25 protein-coding genes and 2 tRNA genes are annotated in these 25,535 nt (G+C 70.4%); 21 read left to right on the forward strand and 6 right to left on the reverse strand.

The genetic code is table 11. The features are described 5' to 3' along the window. Positions 1-72: 72 nt before the first annotated feature. From dnaJ to LX14_RS17445, 11 genes are all read left to right on the forward strand, one after another. Complete coding sequence (gene dnaJ, locus LX14_RS17395) at positions 73-1,221, forward strand: molecular chaperone DnaJ (RefSeq protein WP_253648888.1); 1,149 nt, start codon at positions 73-75, stop codon at positions 1,219-1,221. Between the two features lie 30 nt (positions 1,222-1,251). Beyond that, on the forward strand, positions 1,252-2,010 hold the full coding sequence (locus LX14_RS17400) for a 16S rRNA (uracil(1498)-N(3))-methyltransferase (RefSeq protein ID WP_253648639.1): 759 nt from the start codon (positions 1,252-1,254) through the stop codon (positions 2,008-2,010). A gap of 46 nt (positions 2,011-2,056) precedes the next feature. Further along, positions 2,057-2,833, forward strand: a complete 777-nt coding sequence (locus LX14_RS17405) for an alpha/beta hydrolase family protein (RefSeq protein ID WP_253648640.1) — start codon at positions 2,057-2,059, stop codon at positions 2,831-2,833. 162 nt (positions 2,834-2,995) lie between these two features. After that, positions 2,996-3,991 carry a PhoH family protein gene (locus LX14_RS17410; RefSeq protein WP_253648889.1) on the forward strand — a complete coding sequence of 332 codons (996 nt, stop codon included), beginning with the start codon at positions 2,996-2,998 and terminating at the stop codon, positions 3,989-3,991. 31 nt (positions 3,992-4,022) lie between these two features. Further along, on the forward strand, positions 4,023-4,574 hold the full coding sequence (ybeY, locus tag LX14_RS17415) for an rRNA maturation RNase YbeY (protein WP_253648641.1): 552 nt from the start codon (positions 4,023-4,025) through the stop codon (positions 4,572-4,574). A gap of 4 nt (positions 4,575-4,578) precedes the next feature. Continuing rightward, a complete protein-coding gene (locus LX14_RS17420) occupies positions 4,579-5,946 on the forward strand; it encodes a hemolysin family protein (RefSeq protein WP_253648642.1) in 1,368 nt (455 codons plus the stop codon). Then, positions 5,943-6,866: a GTPase Era gene (gene era, locus LX14_RS17425; RefSeq protein WP_253648643.1), complete on the forward strand. Its 924-nt coding sequence runs from the start codon at positions 5,943-5,945 to the stop codon at positions 6,864-6,866. Before LX14_RS17420 ends, era begins: the two co-directional genes overlap by 4 nt. After that, positions 6,867-8,237, forward strand: coding sequence for a YhgE/Pip domain-containing protein (locus tag LX14_RS17430; protein ID WP_253648644.1), 1,371 nt, complete (start codon positions 6,867-6,869; stop codon positions 8,235-8,237). A gap of 4 nt (positions 8,238-8,241) precedes the next feature. Then, positions 8,242-9,039 carry a DNA repair protein RecO gene (gene recO, locus LX14_RS17435; protein WP_253648645.1) on the forward strand — a complete coding sequence of 266 codons (798 nt, stop codon included), beginning with the start codon at positions 8,242-8,244 and terminating at the stop codon, positions 9,037-9,039. Then, the gene (locus tag LX14_RS17440) at positions 9,002-9,829 is read left to right on the forward strand and encodes an isoprenyl transferase (protein WP_253648646.1); all 828 of its coding nucleotides are present in this window, start codon (positions 9,002-9,004) and stop codon (positions 9,827-9,829) included. Before recO ends, LX14_RS17440 begins: the two co-directional genes overlap by 38 nt. Continuing rightward, complete coding sequence (locus tag LX14_RS17445) at positions 9,826-10,239, forward strand: hypothetical protein (RefSeq protein WP_253648647.1); 414 nt, start codon at positions 9,826-9,828, stop codon at positions 10,237-10,239. The genes LX14_RS17440 and LX14_RS17445 overlap by 4 nt, the downstream gene beginning before the upstream one ends. Positions 10,240-10,301: 62 nt before the next feature. Here the strand turns inward: LX14_RS17445 and LX14_RS17450 are convergent, their stop codons facing one another. Together LX14_RS17450 and LX14_RS17455 are read right to left on the reverse strand one after the other, a co-directional pair. Beyond that, complete coding sequence (locus LX14_RS17450) at positions 10,302-10,718, reverse strand: Fur family transcriptional regulator (RefSeq protein ID WP_253648648.1); 417 nt, start codon at positions 10,716-10,718, stop codon at positions 10,302-10,304. Then, positions 10,715-11,095, reverse strand: coding sequence for an ArsR/SmtB family transcription factor (locus LX14_RS17455; protein ID WP_253648649.1), 381 nt, complete (start codon positions 11,093-11,095; stop codon positions 10,715-10,717). Before LX14_RS17455 ends, LX14_RS17450 begins: the two co-directional genes overlap by 4 nt. 166 nt (positions 11,096-11,261) lie before the next feature. On the opposite strand from LX14_RS17455, the gene LX14_RS17460 reads away from it, so the two are divergent. The 5 genes from LX14_RS17460 (at position 11,262) to dnaG (ending at position 17,846) form a co-directional block, all read left to right on the forward strand. Next, positions 11,262-12,650, forward strand: a complete 1,389-nt coding sequence (locus tag LX14_RS17460) for a glycine--tRNA ligase (protein WP_253648650.1) — start codon at positions 11,262-11,264, stop codon at positions 12,648-12,650. Between the two features lie 107 nt (positions 12,651-12,757). Then, a complete protein-coding gene (locus LX14_RS17465; protein WP_253648651.1) occupies positions 12,758-13,246 on the forward strand; it encodes a cold-shock protein in 489 nt (162 codons plus the stop codon). Further along, positions 13,231-14,538: a deoxyguanosinetriphosphate triphosphohydrolase gene (locus LX14_RS17470; protein ID WP_253648652.1), complete on the forward strand. Its 1,308-nt coding sequence runs from the start codon at positions 13,231-13,233 to the stop codon at positions 14,536-14,538. Before LX14_RS17465 ends, LX14_RS17470 begins: the two co-directional genes overlap by 16 nt. Continuing rightward, positions 14,531-15,823, forward strand: a complete 1,293-nt coding sequence (locus tag LX14_RS17475) for an MFS transporter (protein ID WP_253648653.1) — start codon at positions 14,531-14,533, stop codon at positions 15,821-15,823. Before LX14_RS17470 ends, LX14_RS17475 begins: the two co-directional genes overlap by 8 nt. 58 nt (positions 15,824-15,881) lie before the next feature. Next, positions 15,882-17,846 (forward strand): DNA primase, encoded by a 1,965-nt coding sequence (gene dnaG, locus LX14_RS17480; protein ID WP_253648654.1) that lies wholly within the window; start codon positions 15,882-15,884, stop codon positions 17,844-17,846. 15 nt (positions 17,847-17,861) lie between these two features. Here dnaG and LX14_RS17485 read toward each other — a convergent pair whose 3' ends face one another. The 3 genes from LX14_RS17485 to LX14_RS17495 form a co-directional block, all read right to left on the reverse strand. Then, positions 17,862-18,104 carry a hypothetical protein gene (locus LX14_RS17485; protein ID WP_253648655.1) on the reverse strand — a complete coding sequence of 81 codons (243 nt, stop codon included), beginning with the start codon at positions 18,102-18,104 and terminating at the stop codon, positions 17,862-17,864. Between the two features lie 69 nt (positions 18,105-18,173). After that, a tRNA-Ile gene (locus LX14_RS17490) sits at positions 18,174-18,247 on the reverse strand. 7 nt (positions 18,248-18,254) lie between these two features. Then, positions 18,255-18,330 (reverse strand) — tRNA-Asn (locus LX14_RS17495). Positions 18,331-18,652: 322 nt separating this feature from the next. Between LX14_RS17495 and LX14_RS17500 the strand changes: the two genes are divergently transcribed. The 5 genes from LX14_RS17500 (at position 18,653) to LX14_RS17520 (ending at position 23,978) form a co-directional block, all read left to right on the forward strand. Beyond that, positions 18,653-19,810 (forward strand): glycosyltransferase, encoded by a 1,158-nt coding sequence (locus tag LX14_RS17500; RefSeq protein WP_253648656.1) that lies wholly within the window; start codon positions 18,653-18,655, stop codon positions 19,808-19,810. Between the two features lie 76 nt (positions 19,811-19,886). Beyond that, positions 19,887-20,540 carry an acyltransferase gene (locus LX14_RS17505; protein WP_253648657.1) on the forward strand — a complete coding sequence of 218 codons (654 nt, stop codon included), beginning with the start codon at positions 19,887-19,889 and terminating at the stop codon, positions 20,538-20,540. Next, complete coding sequence (locus LX14_RS17510) at positions 20,540-21,658, forward strand: glycosyltransferase (protein ID WP_253648658.1); 1,119 nt, start codon at positions 20,540-20,542, stop codon at positions 21,656-21,658. The genes LX14_RS17505 and LX14_RS17510 overlap by 1 nt, the downstream gene beginning before the upstream one ends. After that, positions 21,655-22,830 (forward strand): lipopolysaccharide biosynthesis protein, encoded by a 1,176-nt coding sequence (locus LX14_RS17515; RefSeq protein WP_253648659.1) that lies wholly within the window; start codon positions 21,655-21,657, stop codon positions 22,828-22,830. Before LX14_RS17510 ends, LX14_RS17515 begins: the two co-directional genes overlap by 4 nt. After that, positions 22,827-23,978, forward strand: coding sequence for a glycosyltransferase (locus tag LX14_RS17520; RefSeq protein WP_253648660.1), 1,152 nt, complete (start codon positions 22,827-22,829; stop codon positions 23,976-23,978). Before LX14_RS17515 ends, LX14_RS17520 begins: the two co-directional genes overlap by 4 nt. Here the strand turns inward: LX14_RS17520 and LX14_RS21010 are convergent. After that, positions 23,896-25,353, reverse strand: coding sequence for an O-antigen ligase family protein (locus tag LX14_RS21010; protein WP_253648661.1), 1,458 nt, complete (start codon positions 25,351-25,353; stop codon positions 23,896-23,898). The genes LX14_RS17520 and LX14_RS21010 overlap by 83 nt on opposite strands. Positions 25,354-25,535: the final 182 nt, after the last annotated feature.

Raw genomic sequence — 25,535 nt, forward strand, 5'->3', positions numbered from 1 at the left:
GAGCATCCGACGCCCCCGAGCACCCGACGAACCGTTCCTCCGATCGACCGAGTGAAAGACATGGCTTCCACCGTGGCACGTGACTACTACGGCACCCTGGGCATCGCTCCCGGTGCCTCCGACGCGGAGATCAAGCGCGCCTACCGCAAGCTGGCCCGCGAACTCCACCCCGACGTCAACCCCGACGACCAGGCCCAGCAGCGCTTCGCCGAGGTCTCGACGGCATACGAGGTGCTGTCGGATCCCGAGAAGCGCCGCATCGTCGACGCCGGTGGGGACCCGCTGGCGACGGCAGGATCCGGCGGTGGGTTCGGCGGCTTCGGCGGCGGCGGTCTCGGTGACGTGTTCGAGGCGTTCTTCGGTGCCGGCGCGGGCGGCGGCGGACGCGGTCCGCGCGGGCGTGTGCAGCCCGGGTCCGACGCGCTCCTGCGCCTGCAGCTCGACCTCGAGGAGTGCGCCGCGGGCGTCAGCAAGGAGGTCACCGTGGACACCGCCGTGCTGTGCGACGTGTGCAAGGGCCAGGGCGGCAACGAGGGCAGCAAGCCCGTCACCTGTGACATCTGCAAGGGTGCCGGCGAGATCCAGTCGGTGCAGCGGTCCTTCCTCGGACAGGTGATGACGTCGCGTCCGTGCCCGACCTGCAACGGTGCCGGCCAGATCATCCCCGACCCCTGCCGCAAGTGCGCCGGCGACGGACGCGTGCGCTCGCGCCGGACGTTGACGGTCAAGATCCCCGCCGGCGTCGGCGAGGGCATGCGTGTGCGCCTGCAGGGCCAGGGCGAGGTCGGCCCCGGTGGCGGTCCGGCGGGTGACCTGTACGTCGAGGTGATCGCCAAGCCGCACGAGGTGTTCCTGCGCGACGGCGACGACCTGCACTGCACCGTGCGGGTCCCGATGGTCGACGCCGCACTGGGCGGGTCGATCGACATCGACACCGTCCTCGGCGGGCGGGCCACCGTGACCGTCGACGCCGGGACGCAGCCCGGCCAGGTCGTCACCGTGAAGGGTCACGGCATGCCGCACCTGCACACCGGCGTGCGCGGCACCCTGCACGTCCACCTCGACGTGGTCGTCCCCACCCGCCTGGACCACAAGCAGACCGAGAAGCTCAGGGCCTACCGGGCGGTCGCGACGGGTGAACACATCGAACTCGTCGACACCGCGTCGGCCACGACCGGTGGACTCTTCTCCCGACTGCGCAACGCCTTCGCCGGCCGCTGATCGGTCGGCGGGAATGACGGGACCGGTCCGATGACACCTCCGCTGTTCTGGGTCGAGGAGGTGCCCGCGGTCGGTGCCCTCGCCGATCTCGGCGGCACCGAGGGTCATCATGCGGTGACGGTCACGCGCATCGTGGCCGGAGACCGCATCACCGTCTCCGACGGTGTCGGGACGATCGCCGAGTGCGATGTCGACACCACCCTGGCCAAGGACCGGCTCCGGTACCGCGTGGTGTCGCGCCGAGCCGTACCGCAGCCCGAGCCCCCGGTGACCCTGGTGCAGGCGCTGCCGAAGTCGGATCGGTCCGAACTCACCGTCGAGCTCGCCACCGAGGCCGGTGTCGACCGGATCGTCGCGTGGCAGAGCGCGCGCTGTGTCAGCCGCTGGGTGGGATCGCGGGCCGAGAAGGGGATCCGCAAGTGGTCTGCGACCGCGGCGACGGCCGCGAAGCAGAGCCGCCGTCCCCGGATCCCGGTGGTCGACGGGCCCGTCGCGACGTCCGAGGTCCGCGGGATCGTCGCCGACGTGGTCGGCGCCGGCGGGGTCGCGCTCGTGTTGCACGAGTCGGCGCCCGCCGACCTCGCCGACCTCCCCCTGGGCGACGCCACCGGCATCGTGCTGGTCGTCGGACCCGAGGGCGGGCTCGACCCCGGTGAGCTCGACGACCTCGTCGCGCTGGGTGCCCGCGCGGTGCGGATGGGCCCCGAGGTGCTCCGCACCTCGACCGCCGCGGCCGTCGCCCTCGGCGCCATCGGGGTACGCACCCGACGGTGGTCGTCGGCTCGCTGAGGCCGGTGCGCGATGACAGGATCATCGCCATGAGGGGGTCAGCGCGATGCGACGTGTGAAGGTGCCCTACGGACCCCAGGAGTCCCAGTTCGGTCACCTGTACCTGCCCGACGAACCGGCGGTCGACGACCCGGACGCGCCGAGCGTCCCCGTGGTGGTGATCGTCCACGGCGGCTACTGGTCCACCGATTTCGGCCTGATGGTGCAGACGCCGGTCGCACGGGACCTCGCCGAGCGCGGTGCCATCGTCTGGAACGTGGAGTACCGGCGCGCCGGCGAGGACGGCGGCGGCTGGCCGCAGTCGGGGTACGACGTGACCAACGCTCTGCTCGCACTGGACGGTCCGGTGCGCGACGCCGTCGGCCGGTCGTTGCTCGCCCGCGTCGACCGCGACGTCTCCGTCGTCGCGCACTCGGCCGGGGGCCAACTCGCGCTCTGGGCGGTCGCGAGGATCGGCGCCCGCACCCGATTCCTCACCATCGCGACGGTGGTGGCCCAGGCTCCCGCGTCGGACCTCGTCCTCGTGGGCGAGCGCGGCCACGAGCGGCTCGCCGCCTTCATGGGCGCCGACTACGCGTCGACCCCACACCGGTACCGCAGTGCCTCACCGGCTCACCTCGACCCCTTCCCGGCGCACGTCGTGGTCGTCGCCGGCGACGCCGACACCGCCGTCCCCCTCGAGCTCAGCGCGGCCTACGTCGACACCGTCACGGCGCGGGGACAGTCCGCCGAGCTCGTGACCGTCCGCGGCGAGGGCCACGAGGCGTTCCTGGAGCCCTCCAGCCGGTCGCACCGGGAGACCCTGCGACACCTCGGGATCTAGTCCTGCGGAAACGAGCGGGACCCGTGCGGGTCCACACGGGTAGACTGGGAGGTCGAACACTCGTCGACCCACGCCGGGTGTCGCAGCAGACGACGAGTAGGAGCGACCACCTTCGTGACCGACGCCATCACCGCGGGTGCACCCCAGCGGGCTGAATCCAGCATGGAGGTGTCGCCGGACGTCGTCGTCGGACTGCTCGGAACCGGCGACCGCAACCTGCGCGCGCTCGAGGAACTGCTCACCGCCGACATCCACGTGCGGGGCAACCGGGTGACGCTGACCGGCATCCCCGCCGATGTCGCCCTCGCCGAACGCGTTCTGGCCGAACTGATCTCGATCGTCCGCCACGGAACCACGCTGACACCCGACCTGGTCCGGCACAGCGTGACGATGATGTCGGACGGATCCGGCGCGTCGCCCGCCGACGTGCTCAGCCTCGACATCATCTCCCGGCGCGGCAAGACGATCCGCCCCAAGACGCTGAACCAGAAGCGCTACGTCGACGCCATCGACACGAACACGATCGTGTTCGGGATGGGACCCGCCGGCACCGGCAAGACGTATCTCGCCATGGCCAAGGCGGTGCAGTCGCTGCAGGCGAAGGCGGTGAGCCGGATCATCCTGACGCGTCCCGCCGTGGAGGCGGGCGAGCGTCTGGGGTTCCTGCCGGGCACCCTCAACGACAAGATCGACCCGTATCTGCGGCCGCTGCACGACGCCCTGCACGACATGATGGACCCCGACGCGATCCCGAAGCTGATGGCCGCCGGCGTGATCGAGGTCGCCCCGCTGGCCTACATGCGCGGTCGGACACTCAACGACGCGTTCATCATCCTCGACGAGGCGCAGAACACCACCGGCGAGCAGATGAAGATGTTCCTCACGCGTCTGGGCTTCGGCTCGAAAGTGGTCGTCACAGGTGACGTCACCCAGGTGGACCTCCCGGGTGCTGCGGAGAGCGGTCTGCGGACCGCGGCCCGCATCCTCGACGGCATCGACGACATCCACTTCGCGACCCTGACCAGCTCCGACGTCGTCCGGCACCGTCTCGTCGCCGACATCGTCGACGCCTACGGCAGGTTCGAGGAGGCGCAGGACATCGCGCGCGGCGGCAATCGCACCGCTCGGCGTGCCGGTCCGGCCGCCCGCCGTTCGTGATCAGGGTCCGATTCGTGATCGGATGGACCCCATGAGCATCGAGATCTCCAACGAGTCGGGCGTCGACGTCGACGAGGTGATGCTCGTGGCGGTGGCCGGGTTCGCGTTGGAGGCGATGGACGTCCACCCCGCCGCGGAGTTGTCGATGGTGCTCGTCGACGACGAGACCATGGCCGAACTGCATCTGCGCTGGATGGACCTTCCCGGACCGACCGACGTCATGAGCTTCCCGATGGACGAGCTGACCCCCGGTGGTCGACCGGATGCGCCGGACCCCGGACCGGCCATGCTCGGCGACATCGTCCTGTGCCCGTCGTTCGCCGCGGCCCAGGCCGCGTCGGCGCAGCACCCGGTCGACCACGAACTGGTGATCCTCACCGTGCACGGCGTCCTGCACCTCCTCGGCTACGACCACGCCGAGCCCGAGGAGGAGAAGGAGATGTTCGGTCTGCAGGGCCGCATCGTCGACGACTGGTACGTCGAGCAGCGCCGCGACGAGAGTCGACGACGCCAGGAGGCCCGCGACTCGAGTCTGCTCGACCGCATCGGCTTCACCGGCGGCGACACCCGCCGGGACCGGTGACCCGATGGTCCTGACCGATCTCTGGTTGATCGTCGTGGCGATCGTCCTGGTGCCGCTCGGCGGCCTGTTCGCCGCCATCGACACCGCGCTGCTCACCGTCTCCGTCGCCCGCGTCGACGAGATGATCCGCGAGGACCGTCCGGGGTCGACCCGTCTGCGCGACATCCTCGTCGACCGCGCCACCTACGTCGGTCTCACCACCCTGCTGCGCATCGTGTGCGAGATCGCGGCCACCGCGATCGTCGCCGTGGTGCTCTTCGACGCGTTCTCGCCCGCCGTCACCGTGCTGGTGACCGTCGTGGTGATGGCGATCATCAGTTACGTGGTGGTGGGCGTGGGTCCCCGCACCCTCGGACGCCAGCACGCCTACTCGATCGGCCTGTCCTCGGCGGCGGTGCTGCAGGCGCTGGGGTTCCTGATCCGCCCGGTCACGCGTCTGCTGATCCTGTTGGGCAACGCGATCACCCCGGGCAAGGGGTTCCGGAACGGTCCCTTCGCCACGGAGGTCGAGTTGCGCGAGCTGGTCGACATGGCCGAGGCGCGGGGTGTCGTCGACGCCGGTGAGCGCCGCATGATCCAGTCCGTGTTCGACCTCGGCGACACCTCGGCCCGCGAGGTGATGGTGCCGCGTCCGGAGATGATCTGGATCGAGTCCGACAAGACCCCGGCACAGGCGATGAGCCTCGCCGTGCGGTCGGGCCACTCGCGGATCCCGGTGATCGGCGAGAACCCCGACGACGTGACGGGCATCGTCTACCTCAAGGACCTCGCCGAGCACGTGGTCTCCTCGCGGTGGTCGGAGGCGAGCGTGCGCGTCTCCGACGTCATGCGACCCGCCGAGTTCATCCCCGACTCCAAACCGCTCGACCGTGTGCTCGCCGACATGCAGCGGTTGCGCAACCACATGGCGATGCTCGTCGACGAGTACGGCGGGATCGCGGGCCTGGTGACCATCGAGGACGTCCTCGAGGAGATCGTCGGCGAGATCAACGACGAGTACGACACCGACGAGGTGCCGCCGGTCGACGATCTCGGCGACGAGCGGTTCCGCGTCTCCACCCGGTTGCCCGTCGAGGACCTCGGCGAGCTGTTCGACGTCGAGATCGACGACGACGAGGTCGACACCGTGGGGGGTCTCATCGCCCTGGAACTCGGCCGTGTGCCGCTGCCCGGTGCGCGGATCGAGACCCACGGACTCGAACTGGTCGCCGAGGGCGGCCCCAACCGCCAGGGCCGGCTGCGGATCACCTCCGCGCTGGCACGTCGTGTCGCCCCGCGGGACTCCGACGACGACACGACCGTGGACACCGACCATGATCGTCGGGAGACGGCCGATGCCGACGACCACGCGGATGCGGCGGGCCGGGCATGACCGGGCCGGATCCCGAGTTCCGTTCGGGCTTCGTGTGTTTCGTCGGACGCCCGAACACCGGGAAGTCGACGCTGACCAACGCGCTGGTGGGCGAGAAGATCGCCATCACCTCCAACCGGCCGCAGACCACCCGCCACACCATCCGTGGCATCGTCAACCGGCCCGACGCCCAGCTCATCCTGGTGGACACCCCCGGGTTGCACCGTCCGCGCACGCTGCTGGGGCAGCGTCTCAACGATCTGGTCCGCGACACCTACTCCGAGGTCGACGCGGTCGGCATCTGCATCCCGGCCGACGAGAACATCGGGCCCGGTGACCGCTGGATCGTCGACCAGGTGACCCGCATGGCACCGAAGACGCCGATCTTCGGCGTCGTCACCAAGATCGACCGGGTCACCCCGGACCGCGTCGCCAAGCAGCTGCTGGGGCTCTCGGCCCTGCTGGGTCCCGAGCGCGAGGTGGTCCCCGTGTCGGCGAAGTCGGGCCAGCAGCTCGACATCCTGACCGACGTGCTCGTCGGGATGATGGAGCCGGGCCCCGCGTTCTACCCCGACGGCGAGCTGACGGACGAGCCCGAGCAGGTCCTGATGGCCGAGTTCATCCGCGAGGCGGCGCTGGAGGGTGTGCGCGATGAGCTGCCGCACTCCCTGGCCGTGGTGATCGAGGAGGTCATCGAGCGCGAGGACCGTCCGGCCGACGCGCCGCCGATGGTCGACGTCCACGCCATCCTCTACGTCGAGCGCGACAGCCAGAAGGGGATCATCATCGGCCACCGTGGGTCCCGGCTCAAGGAGGTCGGCACCGCGGCCCGGACGCAGATCGAGAAGCTGCTGGGCACGAAGGTCTACCTCGACCTGCACGTCAAGGTGGCGAAGGACTGGCAGCGTGACCCACGTCAGCTGCGGCGGATGGGTTTCTGAGTGGGTCGGCACGAATCCGGGGAGGATTCCGGCTCCTCCCGTGATGCGGTCCTGCACCTGATCTCCACGCCCCGGTTCTGGATCGCGCCCATCGCGGCTGTGCTCGCCGTGATGTCGCTGCTCGCGGCGATGTACATGGGCGCGATCGTCGACACGGAGAAGAACCTGCACGACTTCTCCATCGACCTGGTGAACGACGACGCGGGCGCCTCCCAGGGGGAGAACGCCCCCCGGGCGGAGTTCGGCAAGCAGGTCACCCAGGGCGTCGTCGAGGGCACGAAGGGCACCGGCATCGACGTCCGTGTCACCGACCGCGGCACCGCGATCGACCGTCTCGGGTCGGCGCAGTCCTACGGCGCGATCGTCATCCCGGCCGACTTCTCCCAGCAGGCCATCGATCTCGCCGGGTCCGTGATCGGCCGGGACACCCCGACCCCGCCGACGATCCAGGTGCTCACCAACCGACGGTCGGGGACATTCGCGTCGTCGATCACCACCACCGCCATCGACCGCATCAAGACCCAGGTCAACGAGCAGTTCGGCAAGCAGCTGACCCAAACCGTCCGGGACCGGTTGTCGCAGAACCGGATCGCGTTCCCCGGTCTCGCGTCCTACGCCTTCGCCGCCCCTGTGGTGTTCGACGTCGTCGACGCCGATCCGTTGCCCGGCGGAGCCGCGAACGGCCTGTCGGCGTTCTACTTCACGATCCTGCTGGTGCTCGCCGGGTTCACCGGTGCGCTGATCGTGCACTCGCTGGTCGACGGGATGCTCGGGTTCATCCCCATCGAGATCGGGCCGCGGTTCCGTCTCCGGCCGCGGTTGCCGATCTCGCGGCGGGGGACGCTCGTCGCGAAGTGGTGGATCATGTTCGTCATCGCGATGGTGCAGTCCGCGTTGTACATCGGTGTCTGCGCCGCTGTCGGGATGGACAACCCGGCCCCGTTCACGCTGTGGATGTACTCGACCCTGGCGATCACGGCGGTCGGGGTGACGGCGTCGTCGGTGATGGCACTGTTCGGGACGCCGGGCATGATCGCGAACCTGATCTTCTTCGTCATCCTCGGCCTCCCGTCCTCGGGCGGTGCGGTGCCGCTGGAGGCCAGTCCGCGGGTGTTCGGGTGGCTGGCCGAGGTCGAACCCATGCGGCAGATCTACCTCGGTGTGCGGTCGATCCTCTACTTCGGTGGCGACTTCCGCGCCGGCCTCGGGCACTCGCTGGTGAGCACCGGGGTGGGGTTGCTCCTCGGTCTGCTGCTGGGGTCGGTGGCGACGCGCCTCTACGACGGCAGGAACTGGCGACGCGAGCCGGTACCGGAGGCGGCCGCCCCGGCCGTGTCCGCCACGGCGCAGCCGCGCACGGTGGGAGACTGACCCCGTGAGGGTGTATCGGGATCAGGCGGTGGTGGTCCGTCAGCACAAGCTGGGCGAGGCCGATCGCATCGTCACCCTGCTCACCCGCGGCAACGGACTCGTCCGAGCGGTCGCGAAGGGGGTGCGTCGGACGCGGTCGAAATTCGGCGCGCGGCTGGAGCCGTTCGCCCACGTCGACGTGCTGCTGCACCCGGGGCGCAACCTCGACATCGTCACCCAGGTCGAGAGCCTCGACGCGTTCGCGTCGCCGATCGTCGCCGACTACGGCCGCTACACCAGCGCCTGCGCCGTCCTCGAGACCGCGGAGCGACTCGCGGGCGAGGAGCGCGCGCCCGCGGACCGGTTGCACACGCTCACCGTCGGTGCGTTGCGGGCGATCGCGGCGGGGGAGCGGCCCCGGGACTACGTCCTCGACGCGTTCCTGCTGCGGGCGATGGACTTCGCCGGATGGATGCCGGCCCTCACGAGCTGCGCCCGCTGTGGAGCCCCCGGCCCGCACCGTGCGTTCCACGCCGCCGCCGGAGGTGCGGTGTGCCTGCACTGTCGGCCGCAGGGGTCGGCCACCCCCGCGCCGGGCGTCCTGGAGTTGATGGAGGATCTGCACCGCGGTCGGTGGGAACACACCGAGGGTGTGTCCGCGACCGTGCGCAAGCAGACCAGTGGTCTGACGGCGGCGCATCTGCAGTGGCATCTGGAACGTCAGCTGCGCACGTTGCCGCTGATCGAACGTGAGGCGCCGCACCGCGCCGGGAAGGACGTCACCGATGGTGGTCCGACGCCGCTCCGCGACGCGGCAGGCTGACCGGGAAGCGCACGTCGTGCGCCCCCCGACGCCGCATCCCTCGGGGGCGCGCCCCCCGGCACTGCCGAAGGAACTCGTCCCCCGGCACGTCGCTCTGGTGATGGACGGCAACGGCCGCTGGGCGACCGACCGTGGTCTGCCGCGCACGGAGGGACACAAGCGCGGTGAGGCCGTGCTGATGGACACCGTCGAGGGCTGCATCGAACTCGGCGTGACGTGGCTGTCGGCGTATGCGTTCTCGACGGAGAACTGGTCGCGCAGCCCGGACGAGGTCCGGTTCCTCATGGGGTTCAACCGCGACGTCATCCGCCGACGCCGCGACGAGATGCACGCCCTCGGTGTCCGGGTCCGCTGGGCCGGACGCCGACCGCGCCTGTGGCGCAGCGTCATCAAGGAACTCGAGGTGGCCGAGGAGATGACGCGGGACAACACCGTCATGAACCTCACGATGTGCGTGAACTACGGCGGTCGGGCCGAGATCGCCGACGCGGTGCGCGACATCGCCCGTCGTGTCGCCGCGGGCGAACTCGACCCGGACCGGATCACCGAGGAGACGGTGGCCCGTCACCTCGACGAGCCGGACATGCCCGACGTGGACCTCTTCCTGCGTCCGTCGGGGGAGCAGCGCATCTCCAACTTCCTGCTGTGGCAGTCGGCCTACGCCGAGATGGTCTACCAGAAGACGCTGTTCCCCGATTTCGACCGCCGCGACCTGTGGGCCGCATGCGTCGAATACGCCTCGCGCGACCGCCGTTTCGGCGGCGTCGACCTGTCCCGGCCGGCGACGTGACCGCGCCCGGAGAGGGCGGTGCGCCCGCACTCGCCGAGCGTCTCGCCCAGCTGCTGGAGTCCTCGCTCGAGGTGATCCGCGGCGACGACGGGGTCTCGTTGACGCTCGCCTTCGACGGCACCCGCGCCGCGGTGCAGGCGATGTCGCTGGCGGATGGCCTCGATGTGCTGTCCCTGACGCAGGTGCTGGCGTGGGACCTGCCCAACACCGACGCACTGCGTGACGACATCGAGGCCCTCGCCGCCGAGATGAGCTTCGGGACGGTGCGTCGGGCGTCCGACGGCGTGACGACGGACGTCCTGCAGCACTACACGTTCCCCGCGGGCGGCCTCGGTGACTCGGCGTTGATCACGATGGTGACGCTGGTGCTGTCCATCGGCGCCGACCTGTCCCGGCGACTCACCGACTGAGCGGACCCCGGCGGCCGCGGGCCGCCGGCGGTGGTCAGTCGGCGGTGATCAGTCGGCCGTGGTCAGTCGGCGCAGTCCGAGCAGGTGCCGAACACCTCGACGGTGTGGCTGACGTCGCGGAACCCGAACTCCGCGGACACCGTCCGCGCCCAGTCCTCGACCGGGTCGGCCTGGACCTCGACGGTCGAGCCGCACCGACGACACACCAGATGGTGGTGGTGGCCCGTCGAACACCTCCGGTACCGGTTCTCGCCGGAGTCGGTGCGCAACACGTCGATCTCGCCCGCGTCGGCGAGGGCCTGCAGGTTGCGGTAGACGGTGGTCAGCCCGATCGACTGGCCGTCGGCCCGCAGGGCGTCGTGGAGTTCCTGCGCCGACCGGAACTCGTCGACGGTGCCCAGCAGGTCGGCGATCGCGCTGCGCTGACGGGTGGACCGCACGCCGGGGGTCACCGGGGCGACCGCGCCGTCGCGGCTCACGACCGGACCTCTCGCGCGGTGTTCTCCCGGGCATGGGCGACGGCGTCGGTGACGATGTGCGCCAGGTGGTCGTCGACGAGGCGGTAGAGGATCTCGCGACCGGTCCGTTGGCCGACGACGACACCCGCTGACTTCAGCACCCGCAGATGCTGGCTGACCAGCGGCTGGGTGACACCGAGGACGCCGACGAGCTCGTGCACGCACTGTTCGCGGTCGAGCAGGGCCAGGACGATCGCGATGCGGACGGGCGCCGCGAGTGCGCGCAGCAGCTCGCCGGCGCCCTCCAGCACGACGGGTGCCGGGCGAGCGGATGTCTCGTCCTCGGCGCCGTGTCCGCCGACCCCGGGTGCATCGACCCCGACGGTGTGTTCGGTCATGGGTGTCGCCACCTCCTTATCGGAAACGATTCTCATATGCACACCGCGCCATGTCAATCGTCCGGCGTGCGCACGACCGTCCCCGGGCGGGGTCGGGGCAGGCCCCCGGCGCGACTAGAGTTCCCAGGGTTCCCGTTCCCCTCACACCCATGGAGTGCTGTCCACCGTGGCCGGTCCAAGCAATCGTGTCGACGCCGTCGTCAATCTCTGCAAGCGCCGGGGGTTGGTGTACCCGTGCGGCGAGATCTACGGCGGTACCAAGTCGGCGTGGGACTACGGCCCCCTCGGTGTCGAACTGAAGGACAACATCAAGCGGCAGTGGTGGCGCAGCATGGTGACCAGCCGTGACGACGTCGTCGGTCTCGACTCGTCGGTGATCCTGCCGCGTCAGGTGTGGGAGGCGTCCGGCCACGTCGAGGTGTTCTCCGACCCCCTCGTCGAGTCGCTGCACACGCACAAGCGGTATCGCGCGGACCACCTCATCGAGGCCTACGAGATCAAGCACGGCCACCCGCCGGAGAACGGCCTCGCCGACATCAACGATCCCGAGACCGGGCAGCCGGGCAGCTGGACCGAACCCCGCGCCTTCAGCGGACTGATGAAGACCTATCTCGGTCCCGTCGACGATCAGGAGGGTCTGCACTACCTCCGTCCGGAGACCGCCCAGGGCATCTTCGTGAACTTCAAGAACGTGATGACGACGGCCCGCAAGAAGCCGCCGTTCGGCATCGCGCAGATCGGCAAGAGCTTCCGCAACGAGATCACGCCGGGCAACTTCATCTTCCGCACCCGCGAGTTCGAGCAGATGGAGATGGAGTTCTTCGTCAAGCCCGGCGAGGACGAGACGTGGCACCAGTACTGGATCGACCATCGCCTGGCCTGGTACGTCGATCTCGGCGTCGACCCGGAGAACCTGCGCCTCTACGAACACGCGCAGGAGAAGCTCTCGCACTACTCCAAGCGCACCGTCGACGTGGAGTACAAGTTCGGCTTCTCGGGCAACCCCTGGGGTGAGCTCGAGGGCGTCGCGAACCGCACCGACTTCGACCTGTCGACGCACAGCAAGCACTCGGGTGAGGACCTCTCGTTCTTCGACCAGGCGTCCGGTGAGCGCTACACCCCGTTCGTCATCGAGCCCGCGGCCGGCCTGACGCGGTCGCTCATGGCGTTCCTCGTCGACGCGCTGAAGGAGGAGGAGGTGCCGAACGCCAAGGGCGGCACCGACACCCGCACGGTTCTCGCCCTCGACCGTCGCCTCGCGCCGGTGAAGGCCGCGGTGCTGCCGCTGTCGCGCAACGAGCAGCTGTCGCCGAAGGCCCGCGACCTCGCGGCCGAACTGCGCAAGCACTGGAACGTCGACTTCGACGACGCTCAGGGCATCGGGAAGCGGTACCGCCGTCAGGACGAGATCGGGACGCCGTTCTGCGTCACCGTCGACTTCGACACCCTCGACGACCAGGCCGTCACGATCCGTGAGCGCGACACCATGCGCCAGGAGCGCGTCGCGCTCGACCGGGTCGCGGGGTACCTCGCGGGAGAACTGCTGGGCGCCTGAGGCGACGGTGAGCGTTCCCTGCCCCGTCCCGGTCTGGGATAGTCGGGGTCTGACGATGAGCTGTGTGAGTGTGGAGAGTGGTGAGCGTGGTGAGTGGTGACGGGCCCGTGACGGGCACTGTGGTGCATTACGACCCGAACCGTGGGTTCGGTTTCCTGGCGCCGGAGTCGGGCGGTGCGGATGTGTTCGTGCACATCAACGACCTCGACCTCGACGAGTCGGCGCTCAAGCCGGGTGCGCGGGTGTCCTTCGACGTGGAGGAGACCGACCGCGGGTCCAAGGCGGTCAACGTCTCGATCACCGGTTCGGCGCCCGCAGCGCAGGGCGGACGCGACCGCCGCGACGATCGTCGGGACGACCGCCGCGACGACCACCGTGAGCGCCCCGCCCACCGGAACGACAGTCGTGACCGCGATCAGCGTCGCCCGGCGCGGACGCCCCGCGCCGGAGACGGCCCCGTCGACGCCGCCGGTCTGAGCGACGAGCTCACCGAACTCCTGCTCGACGCGTCCGGCACGCTGACCGCCTCGCAGATCATCGCGATCCGCCGCCGTGTCATCGACTTCGCCGTGGCACGCGGATGGGTGACCGACTGAATCCCGCCTCCCCGCGCCCGGTGCGTCCCGTCGAGTACGACGAGCACGCCCGTGCGCGCAGGGTCGACGAGGCGCCGAAGTCATCGATCCTCGCCGGCACCCACAGCGACGACCGCGGAGACTTCTCGCGCGACCGCGCCCGGGTCCTGCACTGTGCCGCGCTGCGTCGCCTCGCCGACAAGACGCAGGTGGTGGGACCTCGCGAGGGCGACACCCCGCGCACCCGCCTGACCCATTCCCTCGAGGTGGGGCAGATCGGCCGGGGCATCGCCTCCGGCGTCGGCTGTGACCCGGATCTGGTGGAACTGGCCGGCCTCGCGCACGACATCGGGCACCCGCCCTACGGGCACAACGGGGAGCGGGCGCTCGACGAGGTCGCCCGGGACGTCGGTGGGTTCGAGGGCAACGCCCAGAACCTCCGCATCCTGTCGCGTCTGGAACCCAAGGTGCTCGCGCCGACGGGGGAGAGCGCCGGACTGAACCTGACCCGGGCATCGCTCGACGCGACACTCAAGTACCCGTGGACGCGTCCCCCCGACGGCGGGAAGTTCGGTGCGTACGCCGACGACGCCGACATCCTGGAGTGGGTTCGCGACGGAGTCGACGGTCGTGCCCGGTGCCTCGAGGCGCAGGTGATGGACTGGTCCGACGACGTCGCCTACTCCGTCCACGACGTCGAGGACGGGGTCATCGCCGGTCGCATCGACCTGCGGACGCTGGCCGATCCCTCCGACCGGGCCGCGCTGGCGGAGATCGGTGTCCGCGAGTTCTCCGGTCTCGACGCCGCGTCGCTCGACGAGGCCGCGGTGCGGCTCGCGGCCCTCGACGTCGTCGCCGACGCGGTCGGCTACGACGGGACGCTGCGGGGCTCGGTGGCCCTGAAACGTCTGACCAGTGAGCTGGTCGGCCGGTTCGCCTCCGCTGCCGTCGCGGGCACCCGCCGGGAGTGGGACGGTGCCCCGGTGGACCGTCGCCGGGCGAGCCTGTCGGTGCCGCCGCTGGTCGCCGCCGAGGTGGCCGTCCTGAAGACCATCGCCCTGCAGTTCATCTTCTCCGACGCCCGGCACCGCGCACACCAGGAACGCCAACGAGACCGGATCCACCGTGTCGCCGACTGGCTCGTCCACGCCGCACCCGGTGGTCTGGACCCGCTCCTGGTCCCGGCGTGGGAGGACGCCGTCGACGACGCCGCGCGCCTGCGGGTCGTCGTCGACCAGATCGCGTCGATGACCGAGGGCCGCCTCGAGCGCACCGACCGGCAGAACTCCGGGGCGCAGGCGCATCTTGGCTGACGCGCCGGCGGCCCGGGTGGTCGAGGACCGGACCTCGTCCACCCCCACCCCGGACGTAGTGTGGCGTGCGGGTGCGGTCGCGGTGGCCGCCGTCATCACGTTCGGTGTGAGCCTGCGTCTGATGTTCGGCAGCGCGTCGTCGCTCATCGACGAGATCCGCGACGGCTACCACCTGGACTCCGTCGAGGTCGCACTCCTGACGACGGGCCCCGTGGTGTGCCTCGGACTCGGCGCGAGCGTCGCCCCGCGACTGGCTCGCCGGTTCTCGGTGCTGTCGGTGGCGACGGTCGCCATGGCCGTCCTCGCCGTCGGCACGGGACTCCGCGTCATCCCGGGTTGGCCGGTCCTCGTGCTCGGCACACTGCTCGGCGGTCTCGGGATCGCGGTCGCGAACGTGCTCGGTCCGGTCATCGTCCGGCTGCTGTTCCCGCACCGCATCGGGGTCATGACCGGACTGCTCACCTCACTGATCTGTGTCAGCGCGGGCATCGCATCGGGCATCACCCCGCCCCTGACGCGGGCCGTCGGCGACAGCTGGCGCGTCGGTCTGGGGGTGTGGGCCGTCCCCGCGGTCCTCGCCGCGGCCGCCATGGCCGTCCTCACCGCCGGTCGGGCGCGCGGGCTGCGCCGACAGGCACGCGCGGCGACCGAGGGTCCGGTGATGCCACCGGTGGTCCCCACGGCGGGCATCGGCGCCCGGATGCGGTGGGCGATCACCGGTTTCATGGGCATCCAGTCGCTGCTGGCCTACGCGACGGTGGCGTGGCTCCCCACGATCTACCGCGACCGCGGTGTCAGCGCCGACAAGGCCGGGCTGATCTTCGCGGTGCTGAGCGTGAGCAGCATCGTCACCGCGCTGGGCGTGCCGGTCCTCGCGACGCGGATGCGCTCCCAGCGGGTGCTCGCCGTCGTCGTGGTCGCCCTCGCCGCAGCGGGGATCCTCGGGGTGTTGGCCACGGGGACCTGGGGTGCGTGGCCGTGCGCCGTGCTGATCGGACTCGGGCAGGGCGGGGCGCTGTCGCTCGCCCTCGTGCTGATGAACCTGCGCACCGCCTCGGCCGCGGAGGCGACGGCGCTGTCGGCGTTCGCCCAGACCGTCGGCTACCTGCTCGCGGCCACCGGACCGATCGTGATGGGCGTGCTCCACTCGCTCACCGACGGGTGGTCGGTGCCGCTGATCGCCCTCGCGGCGGTGATGGTGCCGCTGGCCGTGTGCGGTGTCGTCGCAGGTCACCCCGGATCGCGCGAACTCGCCGCGCCCGTGGTCCCGACGCCGGTCCCCTGAGCGGCGCCGACCGGCACGGGCGGGCCGCGGAGGTCGCTCCAGCGAATACACTCGTCGGGTGCCCGGCCGAATCCCTGATCGCGACATCACGGAGATCCGTGAGCGCACCGCGATCGAGGACATCGTCGGCGACTACGTGGCGCTGCGGCGCGCCGGCGCCGACAGCCTCAAGGGTCTCTGCCCCTTCCACGACGAGAAGTCCCCGTCGTTCCACGTCCGTCCCAACCACGGGCACTTCCACTGCTTCGGGTGCGGGGAGGGCGGCGACGTCTACAGCTTCCTGCAGAAGCAGGAGCACATCACCTTCGTCGAGGCCGTCGAGCAGCTCGCCGACCGCATCGGGTACCGCATCTCCTACGAGGGCGGCGGCACCAGCGTCGCCCGTGACCGGGGGACGCGCGCGCGCCTCGTGGCGGCGAACGCGGCGGCGCAGAAGTTCTACGCCGAGCAACTGCTGACGCCGGACGCCAAGCCCGCCCGGGACTATCTGCGCGAGCGCGACTTCGACGGCGCCGCGGCCACCACCTTCGGGTGCGGGTTCGCTCCGCTCGCCTGGGACGCGATGACGAAGACCCTGCTGTCGCAGGGATTCGAGTTCGCCGAACTGGAGGCCGCAGGGCTGTCGCAGCAGGGTCAGCGCGGTCCGCGCGACCGCTTCCGGCGACGCCTGCTCTGGCCGATCCGCAACCTCGCCGGCGACATCATCGGCTTCGGCGCCCGCAAGCTGTTCGACGACGACACCATGGGCAAGTACATGAACACGCCCGAGACGATGCTCTACAAGAAGTCGCAGGTGCTGTTCGGTCTCGACCATGCGAAGAAGAACATCGCCAAGGGACACCAGGTCGTGATCGTCGAGGGCTACACCGACGTCATGGCGATGCACCTGTCCGGGGTCACCACCGCGGTCGCCGCCTGCGGGACGGCGTTCGGCGACGACCACCTCGCCCTCCTGCGACGCCTGCTCATGGACGACTCGTACTTCCGTGGCGAGGTCATCTACACCTTCGACGGCGACGACGCCGGTCAGGCCGCCGCACTGAAGGCGTTCGAGGGCGAACAGAGCATCGCCGGGCAGACCTTCGTGGCCATCGCCCCCGACGGCATGGATCCGTGTGAGCTGCGCCAGCAGCAGGGTGACGCAGCGGTCCGCGATCTCGTCGCCCGACGGATACCCATGTTCCAGTTCGCGATCAAGGCCGTCCTCGCGCGCCACGACCTCGACACCGCCGAGGGCCGCGTCCACGCGCTGCGGGACACCGTGCCCGTCGTGTCGCGGATCAAGGACGTGGCCCTGCGCGACGAGTACGCCCGGCAGCTCGCGGGATGGGTCGGTTGGGACGACGTCGGGCAGGTGCTCCGCCGGGTCCGTGAGCAGGCGGGTGGCACCGCGCGCGCGACCACCGGTGCGTCGGCCCGCGCCCAGGTCCGCGACCGGGGTGGCGTCCGCGGCGCGAGTCCGACAGGGGGTGTCGCCGGTGCCGCGCGACCGTCCCCGGCCGACCCCCGGCTGTGGCCGCAACGGGAGGCGCTCAAGGGTGCACTGCAGTACCCGTCCATCGCCGGCACGGTCTTCGACTCGCTGCCGCCGGAGTGTTTCCCGGAGCCGGCCTACGCGTTGGTGCGTGCCGCCATCGACCGCGTCGGCGGGACGGGCTCCGGCATGGGTGGCGCCGAATGGGTGGACGCCGTGGGCCGGGCCGCGGAGTCCGCCGCACCGGTGGGCACCGACGAGTCGACCGCCGCCGGGCCCATGTTGTCCTCGCTCGTCACCGAGCTGGCGGTCGAGCCGATGCCGGTCGACGAGCATGCGATCCCGCGGTACGTCGGGAGTGTGTTGGCGCGGTTGCAGGAGATCTGGGTGGGCGAGCAGATCGCCGACATCAAGTCCCGGCTGCGCAGGATGTCCCCGGGCGATGACCCGGACGGCTACAACTCGGTCTTCGGGGACCTCGTCGCGCTCGAGGCGTACCGACGGAGCCTGCTCGAGCAGGCGATGGACCCGCCGTCGCAGAGCGCGTAGGCGGGACCCGCGGGGTCAGTCGCGCGGGTCGCGCGGCGCGTAGACCGTGGTGGTGTCGTCGATCTGGTGGACCTCGGTGAGCGGCGCGGTCGGACTGATCGCCTGCGACAGCTTCTGCCGACCGACGTCGATGACCTTGCGGGTGGCGGGGGAGCCGGACACGGCCTCGTATGCCCCGGCGATCTGGTCGTAGCGGCGGCGGCCCGCCTTCGCGCCGAGCACGTAACCGACCCCGAGAAATGCCAACAGTCGGACCATCGTGTGCGGTTCTCCCAAATCGTCGCGGGCTGTGCTCCCTGTGGGCCATCCTGCCCGACCTGGCGGGAGTGGGGCGGGCGGGGCTCGAACCCGCGACCTACGGATTATGAGTCCGCGGCTCTGACCGACTGAGCTACCGCCCCCGGTACGTGGCTCCCCCAACTGGACTCGAACCAGTAACCGTCCGATTAACAGTCGGAAGCTCTGCCAATTGAGCTATGGGGGAAGGTCGACCGATCGGTGGTGATGTCTCACCACGAACCGATACGAGACTGTATCCGTTCGCCGCGTTCAGCTCCAAACCGCGCGTTCGGTCGGCGGATCGTCGTTAGCGGTGTGAAGATGTCATCATCGTGCTCACACCGGGGTCGGGCATCGTTCGTTCGGATGTTTCGTTACACCTGGTGATAATGATCACGGAACGCAGTTAGAGACATGCAGTGTGGTCCATTCGCGTGACAATGAACCCGAACGCGTGGACCGACCACGAGCGGCGTCGTGGGACCGCCCAGTTTGCTCGACCTTGAGGCCATACGGGGAGCCAGGACATGACTGTCACGCAGGCGCAGTCGGAGCAGCGCACCGCGCTGCCGCGGCCGCGGATCGCGATCGCCCACGACTACCTGACACAACGCGGCGGCGCGGAGAAGGTGGTGCTGTCGATGGCGCGGGCGTTCCCGGACGCCGTCATCTACACGACCCTCTTCGACCCCGAGAACACCTACCCGGAGTTCTCGGACATGGACATCCGTGTGTCGCCGATGAACCGGCTCGGCTTCCTGCGCCGCAACCACCGGGCCGCGCTGCCCCTCTTGCCGTTCGCCTGCTCCTGGGTTCGGCCGGACGCCGACATCGTGATCGTCAGCTCGAGCGGGTGGGCGCACGCCTTCCCGACCACCGGCCAGAAGGTCGTCTACTGCCACTCGCCCGCACGCTGGCTCTACCAGGAGCAGTCCTACCTCGGTGAGTCGGCGAGCTGGATGAAGAAGGTCGCGCTCGTCCTGATGTCGTCGGGGCTGCGGCGGTGGGACCGCAGGGCCGCCCTGGCCTGCGAGCGCTACCTCGCCAACTCGAACGTCGTGCGCGATCGCATCGAGTCGGCCTACGGGATCACCGCTCCGGTGCTGCCGGCCCCGGTGGCGCTCGATCTCCCCGACGAGTTCGAGCCCGTACCCGAGGTGGAGGGTGTCGTCTCCGCCGGCGGCGGGTTCTACCTCTGCGTCTCGCGTCTGCTCGCCTACAAGAACGTCGACGCCGTCATCGACTCCTTCCGCGGCACCGACCGCCACCTGGTCGTCGTCGGTCGCGGTCCGGAGCGCGACCGACTGCTGGCCACCAAGCCGGACAACGTCACGATGGTCTCCGACCTGACCGACCGCCAGATCGGCTGGCTCTACCGCCACTGCACCGCGGTCATGGCGGCGAGCTACGAGGACTACGGCCTCACCCCGTTGGAGGGCGCAGCACACGGCAAGCCGTCCATCCTGCTGCGGTTCGGGGGCTTCCTCGACACCGCGGTGGAGGACGTGACGGCGGTGTACTTCGACGAGCCGGAACCCGCGGCCATCCGCGCCGCCGTCGCCCGCTTCGAGAGCATGACGTGGGATCCCGAGAAGATCGTCGACCACGTGTCCCGCTTCGGCGACGCGCACTTCGCCGCGCAGCTGCACGACATCGTCGACCGCCTCGACCCGCCCGCCGCCTGACGCACCGCGGCGTGGTGTGCTGTCCCCCGATCCACCGATCCCCGCCCCGGGAGTACGAACAGGAGCACAGGTAGGCGTGAGCAGCCCAGTCGACGACAAGTACACCCGCGCGCTGAGGGTCCCGCCGCCACCGCGGATGACCGAGACCGTGGTCGACGGTGAGACGGTCAAGAAGTACAAGATGCAGGACATCTCGCTGCTGCAGAAGCTCTACAACCGCATCGGCCTCGTCGGGTACAACCTGATCGTCACCTACATCCCGAGCCACACCATCCGGGTCGGCTGGCTGCGTGCGTTCGGGGCCAAGATCGGCAAGGGGTCGACCGTGCTGCGGGGGACGACGGTGTTCGACCTGCCGTACCTGACCATCGGCGAGAACAGCAACGTCAGCTTCCGCTGCGTCCTCGACGCCCGGGCCGGCATCCTCATCGGAGACAACGTCGTGATCGCCAGCGACGTGCACCTGCTCGGCGGCGGTCACGACATCAACAGCCCCGACTTCCTCCCGATGCCGAAACCCATGATCATCGAGGACTACGCCTGGATCGGGACCCGCGCGCTGCTGCTGCCGTGCCGCGTCGGTCGCGGGGGAGTGGTCGCCGCGCAGGCCATGGTGAACAAGGACGTCGGTGAACTCGAGGTCGTGGGCGGCAACCCCGCGAAGCCGTTCACCACCCGCAACCCCGACGCGCTGCAGTACTCGGGACGTTATCGCCCACTGTTCTACTGATGTCCGAGCCGCTGCAGCGGGCGCGCCTGGTGGTCGTCGCCCCGCGCGTCGGTGTGGGCGGCGTGGGTGACTACTCGCAGGACGTCATCGACGCCGTCGCCCCGTTCGTCGGGGAGGTCGTGGAACACCGGACCGGTATGCCCGGCGAGGACACCGTCGCCGACCTCCGTCGCCTGCGAACCGAGGTCGCACGGTCGGTCGAGGAGGCCCCCGGGCCGGTCGTGGTCCACACCGAACTCAGTGGTGGTGCGGTGGCGGGGTTCTGGGGGACGGCGGGCCTGCCCCGGCACGTGCCCGTCACCGCCACGGTCCACGACCCGCCGCATCCCATCTGGTGGCCGGCACGCACCCGGTTCCTCACCCATCACCGCATGCTCAACCACGCCGTGCACTTCCCGCTGCGTCCCGTGTCCCACCGCGTCCAGCGGCGACACCTGCGGGCGCAGACGCTCTTCGTCCTGACCCGCAGCGGCGCGCGGTCGATCGGCCCGCTGTACCCGGACGTCGACGTGGTGGAGGTACCGCACGTCGTTGCGCGGCGTCCGGACATCGCGCCGCCGCAGGATCGTCCGCGTGCCGTCGGGTTCTTCGGACTCGTCTACCGGGGCAAGGGGTTCGAACAGCTCGAACACCTGCGCCGGCTCCTCGACCCCGACATCGCCATCCGGGTGGCGGGCCGCGGGACCGAGTCGCTGCCGCCGATCGACGGGGTGGACATCGTCGGCGGCGTGGACGGCGCCGACGAGGATGCGTTCTTCGCGTCGATCCGCGTGCTGGTCATGCCGTACGGGCGTCGCTCCCCGTACGGGATGGGGTACCCGGCGTCGGGCGTCATGGCACGGGCTGTCGCGTACGGGACCCCGGTGGTGTGCACCGACCACGGAGCCCTCGCCGACCACGGCGACGGCGACGGAGTGACCGTCCTGCGCGACGCACCCGAGGAACCCGAACAGCTCGCGACCGTGGTCGCCGCTGCGGTGACCGCGCTCGTCGACGACCCCGACCGCCTACGCACCGCGGGCGAACAGGTGCAGCGGGTCCGGCGCGAGGCGTCCCACGAGGCGGTGGCGCGGACGTTCCGCGACACCTGGACGCGCCTGCTGGAGTCCGGCCGGTGAGCGAGGAGCCGCTCGCCACGACGACGGCGTCGGCGTCGGCGTCCAAGAGCAACCTCATGACCACTGCCGTCGCCGTGCTCTGGCTGTACGGCGGTCGTGGTGTCGGGATGCTGTGGACCGTCGTGCTGCTGTCGCAGCTCGGCGTCGCCGACTACGGCAAGTACGGCATGGCCTTCGCGCTCGCGGCGGTCATCGGCCCGCCGCTGGACAACCCGTACGTCGTCCGCTCGATGCGCGAGAGCGAGGAACGGTTCGTCACCGAACGGGTCAGCCGCTTCCTCATGGGGCTCACGCTCGTCGCCTCGGGCACCGCGGTGGTCGGCGTCAGCTACATCGCCTGGTTCGGGTTGACCGTCGCCGGCGGCGAGATCGCCTACAAGTCGTACTCGAGCCGGTTCGCCCGCGACGGCAAGGCCGACCGTGTGTGGCGGCTCGACAGCATCCGGCAGGTCGTCAGCGTCGGGCTGGCGTGCATCTACCTGTTCGGCACGGACCATCCGACGCTGCTCGGGGCCAGCGCCCTCTATGTGGCGCCCTACTACGTCATCCTCGTGCTCGCGGCGATCGAGGCGCGCGGGCACCGTCCGTCGCTTCCGGGCCCACCGCGGCTCACCGCCGCGCTCGTCGGCGAGATGCTCGGGACCGCGCTGTACCTGCAGGGGGATGTCCTCCTGCTCGGCTTCCTGACGAACAGCACCACCGCCGGTTACTACACCCTGTGCTGGACCGTCGCCGCGGCACTCGCCGCGGTGGGGCAGTCGTTCGGGATGACGTACCACGAGCCATTGCGCCTGTCGGGTGGGCGACTGTCGTCCGGGCCGCCCCCGAGACTGACGCTGATCATCGGCGGTGCATCCACCGCGGCGGTGGCGTTGTTCGCTGTGGCACTGCTGATCTCACCCGCGCCGACCGAGCTCGCCGTCGCCATGCTCATCATCTCCCTGTTCACCGGGATGCGGACGATGATCTCGATCCTCCAGGTGATCCTCTACGCGCAACGTCGCGACATCATGCGGCTGGCCGCGAACCTCGGACTCGTGCCGGTGAAACTCGGCGCGGTGGCCGCGCTCGCACCCATCGGTGCGGTCGGTGCGAGCATCGCCTCGGTCGGCGCCGACGCGATCCTGCTGGGCATCTACGGCTGGGCCATCTACCGGAGGCCGCTGCGATGAGCGACCGGCCGACCGTTGCGCTGTTGCTGTCGAAGGATCCCGTCCTCGAACGCGGCGGCGACGTCGAACTCACGCGGCTGCTCATGACGTTGGCCGCCGATGCGTTCTCGGTCACCGCGATCTGTCTGTCCGAGGAGTCCGGGGTGCTCGAGACCGATCTCGTCCCCGGCGGGCTCGTCCTGCACCGGGTGCGCAAACCCGCGATCGCGCCGGCACGTCTCGCCGCGCGCGCACTGCTCGGTCGTCGCAGCCTGGTCCACGTCCGCTTCGACAGTCCCGAACTGCGTTCGGCCATCGAAGGACTCGACGCCGACGTGTACCTCGCCGAACACAGCTACATGGCCGAGGCGTTCCTGAACACCCGACGGGCCGGCCGCGACCGTCTCGCCGTGAACACCCACGTGTCGGAGTCGTTGGTCTGGCGGGCCACCCGCGGGTTGCTGGGGCGGGTGGAGGCCCCACGGCTGGTCCGGGACGAACTCCGCGTCGCCCGTGCGGCCGGCGCGGTGGCGACCTTCGACGCCGACGAGGCCCGCGAGTACCGCGACCGCGGGGTCGAGACCGCGCGATGGCTCGACCTCACACTGCCGCCCGGCGATCAGGTCGACGTGGCCGCGACGCCACCACGCCTGGTGTTCCTCGGCACACGGGACTGGCCCCCGAACCAGGAGGCCTACGAGCGCGCGGTGGCCCTCTGGCCCAGGATCGCCGCGGGCATCGCGGATGCCGAACTGTGCGTCGTGGGCGGCCGCAGCGCGTCGGCGGCGCCGCTCGACCTCCCGGACGGTGTGCGCGACCTCGGCTTCGTCGACGACCTGCACGGGTTCCTCGCGGGCTGTCGGGGGATGGTCGCGCCCATCAGCACCGGCGGTGGGGTCCGGGTGAAGTTCCTCGACGCCGCGCGCATCGGTCTGCCCGTCGTCGGCACCCGGGCGGCCGTCGGATCACTCGACGAGGTGTTCGGGCTGCAGACCTGCGACGACGACGACGCGGTGGTCGCCGCGGCGCGGCGCCTCCTGCTCGACCCCGCGTCGGCGGCCGCCGACGGTCGGGCGCTCTACGAGGTCAACGCCCGCCGGTGGCGGGAACGGCGTCCGCATGCAGCGGTCGGGGCGTTGCTGGAGCAAGCCATGGCCGCGTCCCGCTGACCGAGCGGTCTGGGGGATCGGAGGCGCGTCGCAGACGATCCGCATGGGCGAGGAACGCGAGCAGCACCGAGAACGTGACGGTCACCGGCAGGGTCGCGACCACCGGGTGGTCCAGCTGCAGTCCGATGACGCAGAACCCGATGAAGATGCCGCCGACGAGCGCGCGGGCCAGCGACCGACCGGTGATCAGCCGCCAGCCGACGACGGCTCCCACGATCAGGACCGCGACGAACGCCAGCCCGGCGAATACGCCTCCCCGGTAGACGGTGAGCAGGGGCGCGTTCGCGACGTAGTTCACCTGGAAGGCCAGGGCGCCGTCCTTGAACTCCGGTCGCGCCCACCCGAGCCCGAAGAACCAGTGGCCCGCCAACTGGTGCGGGAAGTTGCTCAGCGCGTCCTGACGTGAGGACGAACTGACGTCCTCGCCGACGAAGGACTGCAGGAGACGGTTGCGGACCTGTGGTGTCGCCGCGCCGACGATCAGGACCAGCACGCCCAGGGCGGCGACGGCGGAACGGAGTCGACGCCGCATGCGGTGGAACAGCATCACCAGCAGGACACCGAGGACCACGCTGACGATGACGCCGCGGCTCAGGGTGAGGACGAGGGCGAACACCAGCAGCGCCGCGATCGCCCACCGACGCCATCCCTCGATGACGACGAGGCAGACGCACAGGGCGGTGAGCAGTCCGATCCCGGCGGCGTTGGGTTCCACCCACATCCCGCCGAGCCGCGCCGACTGCTCCACGCCCTGCGAGTTGTACACGTAGCGCGTCGAGGCGTCGACGATCCCGTAGCCGAACGGGCTGAACAGTTTTCGGATCGGTAATCCGGGAACCGCGAAGATGGCGATGCCGACCAGCGCGTTGAACGCGGCGGCGACCACGAACACGACGCCGACGCGACGCATGTTCTCGGTCGACAACCGCAACAGGCCGATGACGGCGAAGGTCACGATCGTCCACTTCACGTAGTCGACGTAGTCGGAGACGGACAGGGCCGTGAACACCACCGAGACTGCGGAGACCGCGACCAACGCCATCACGGCCTTCTCGATCGGGTGCCACCGTGACCCGGCACTCGGGTGGAGTGCCGCGGCCAGGACGACGGAGCCGGCGAAGACCAGATACAGCGGTAGCGGAGCGAGGGGGACGACACCGAACGGCAGGAAACCGACGGTGATCGCGAGTCCGTAGTACAGCCAGAGTGGGTGTCGCAGACCGACATAGGCGCCGACCACCAGGCCGATGAGTCCGACGACCCCGACGAGGGCCAGCTTGCCGCCCAGGACCGCGGCGGCCGCGGCGAGCGGGCTGACGACGAGGACCGCCACCACACCCCAGGTCGCGGATCGCGAGCGGACACCGTCTGTCACGGGTACATGGTGACACCCGCCTGGCGACCGTGCACCGGGGAGTGCGCGGCCGGGTGCCCGGCTGTGCGCATGAACGGTGGGCCGCCAGTCGGGGTCGTCACACTCCGGCCTCGTCGGGAGTGTGTCCCCGTCCACCCCCGGCTAGGGTGGCACCGTCACGACGGTCGTTGCCGACCGCACAC

Source organism: Williamsia deligens, from assembly GCF_024171765.1.
Taxonomy (GTDB): domain Bacteria; phylum Actinomycetota; class Actinomycetes; order Mycobacteriales; family Mycobacteriaceae; genus Williamsia_A; species Williamsia_A deligens.

Excerpts from the sequence above, each read along its gene's own strand:
- LX14_RS17400 (WP_253648639.1), top strand. The coding sequence starts at position 1,252 with ATGACACCTCCGCTGTTCTGGGTCGAGGAGGTGCCCGCGGTCGGTGCC.
- LX14_RS17405 (WP_253648640.1), top strand. The coding sequence starts at position 2,057 with ATGCGACGTGTGAAGGTGCCCTACGGACCCCAGGAGTCCCAGTTCGGT.
- LX14_RS17410 (WP_253648889.1), top strand. The coding sequence starts at position 2,996 with ATGGAGGTGTCGCCGGACGTCGTCGTCGGACTGCTCGGAACCGGCGAC.
- ybeY (WP_253648641.1), top strand. The coding sequence starts at position 4,023 with ATGAGCATCGAGATCTCCAACGAGTCGGGCGTCGACGTCGACGAGGTG.
- LX14_RS17420 (WP_253648642.1), top strand. The coding sequence starts at position 4,579 with ATGGTCCTGACCGATCTCTGGTTGATCGTCGTGGCGATCGTCCTGGTG.
- era (WP_253648643.1), top strand. The coding sequence starts at position 5,943 with ATGACCGGGCCGGATCCCGAGTTCCGTTCGGGCTTCGTGTGTTTCGTC.
- LX14_RS17440 (WP_253648646.1), top strand. The coding sequence starts at position 9,002 with ATGGTGGTCCGACGCCGCTCCGCGACGCGGCAGGCTGACCGGGAAGCG.
- LX14_RS17455 (WP_253648649.1), bottom strand. The coding sequence starts at position 11,095 with ATGACCGAACACACCGTCGGGGTCGATGCACCCGGGGTCGGCGGACAC.
- LX14_RS17470 (WP_253648652.1), top strand. The coding sequence starts at position 13,231 with ATGGGTGACCGACTGAATCCCGCCTCCCCGCGCCCGGTGCGTCCCGTC.
- LX14_RS17485 (WP_253648655.1), bottom strand. The coding sequence starts at position 18,104 with ATGGTCCGACTGTTGGCATTTCTCGGGGTCGGTTACGTGCTCGGCGCG.
- LX14_RS17500 (WP_253648656.1), top strand. The coding sequence starts at position 18,653 with ATGACTGTCACGCAGGCGCAGTCGGAGCAGCGCACCGCGCTGCCGCGG.
- LX14_RS17510 (WP_253648658.1), top strand. The coding sequence starts at position 20,540 with ATGTCCGAGCCGCTGCAGCGGGCGCGCCTGGTGGTCGTCGCCCCGCGC.
- LX14_RS17520 (WP_253648660.1), top strand. The coding sequence starts at position 22,827 with ATGAGCGACCGGCCGACCGTTGCGCTGTTGCTGTCGAAGGATCCCGTC.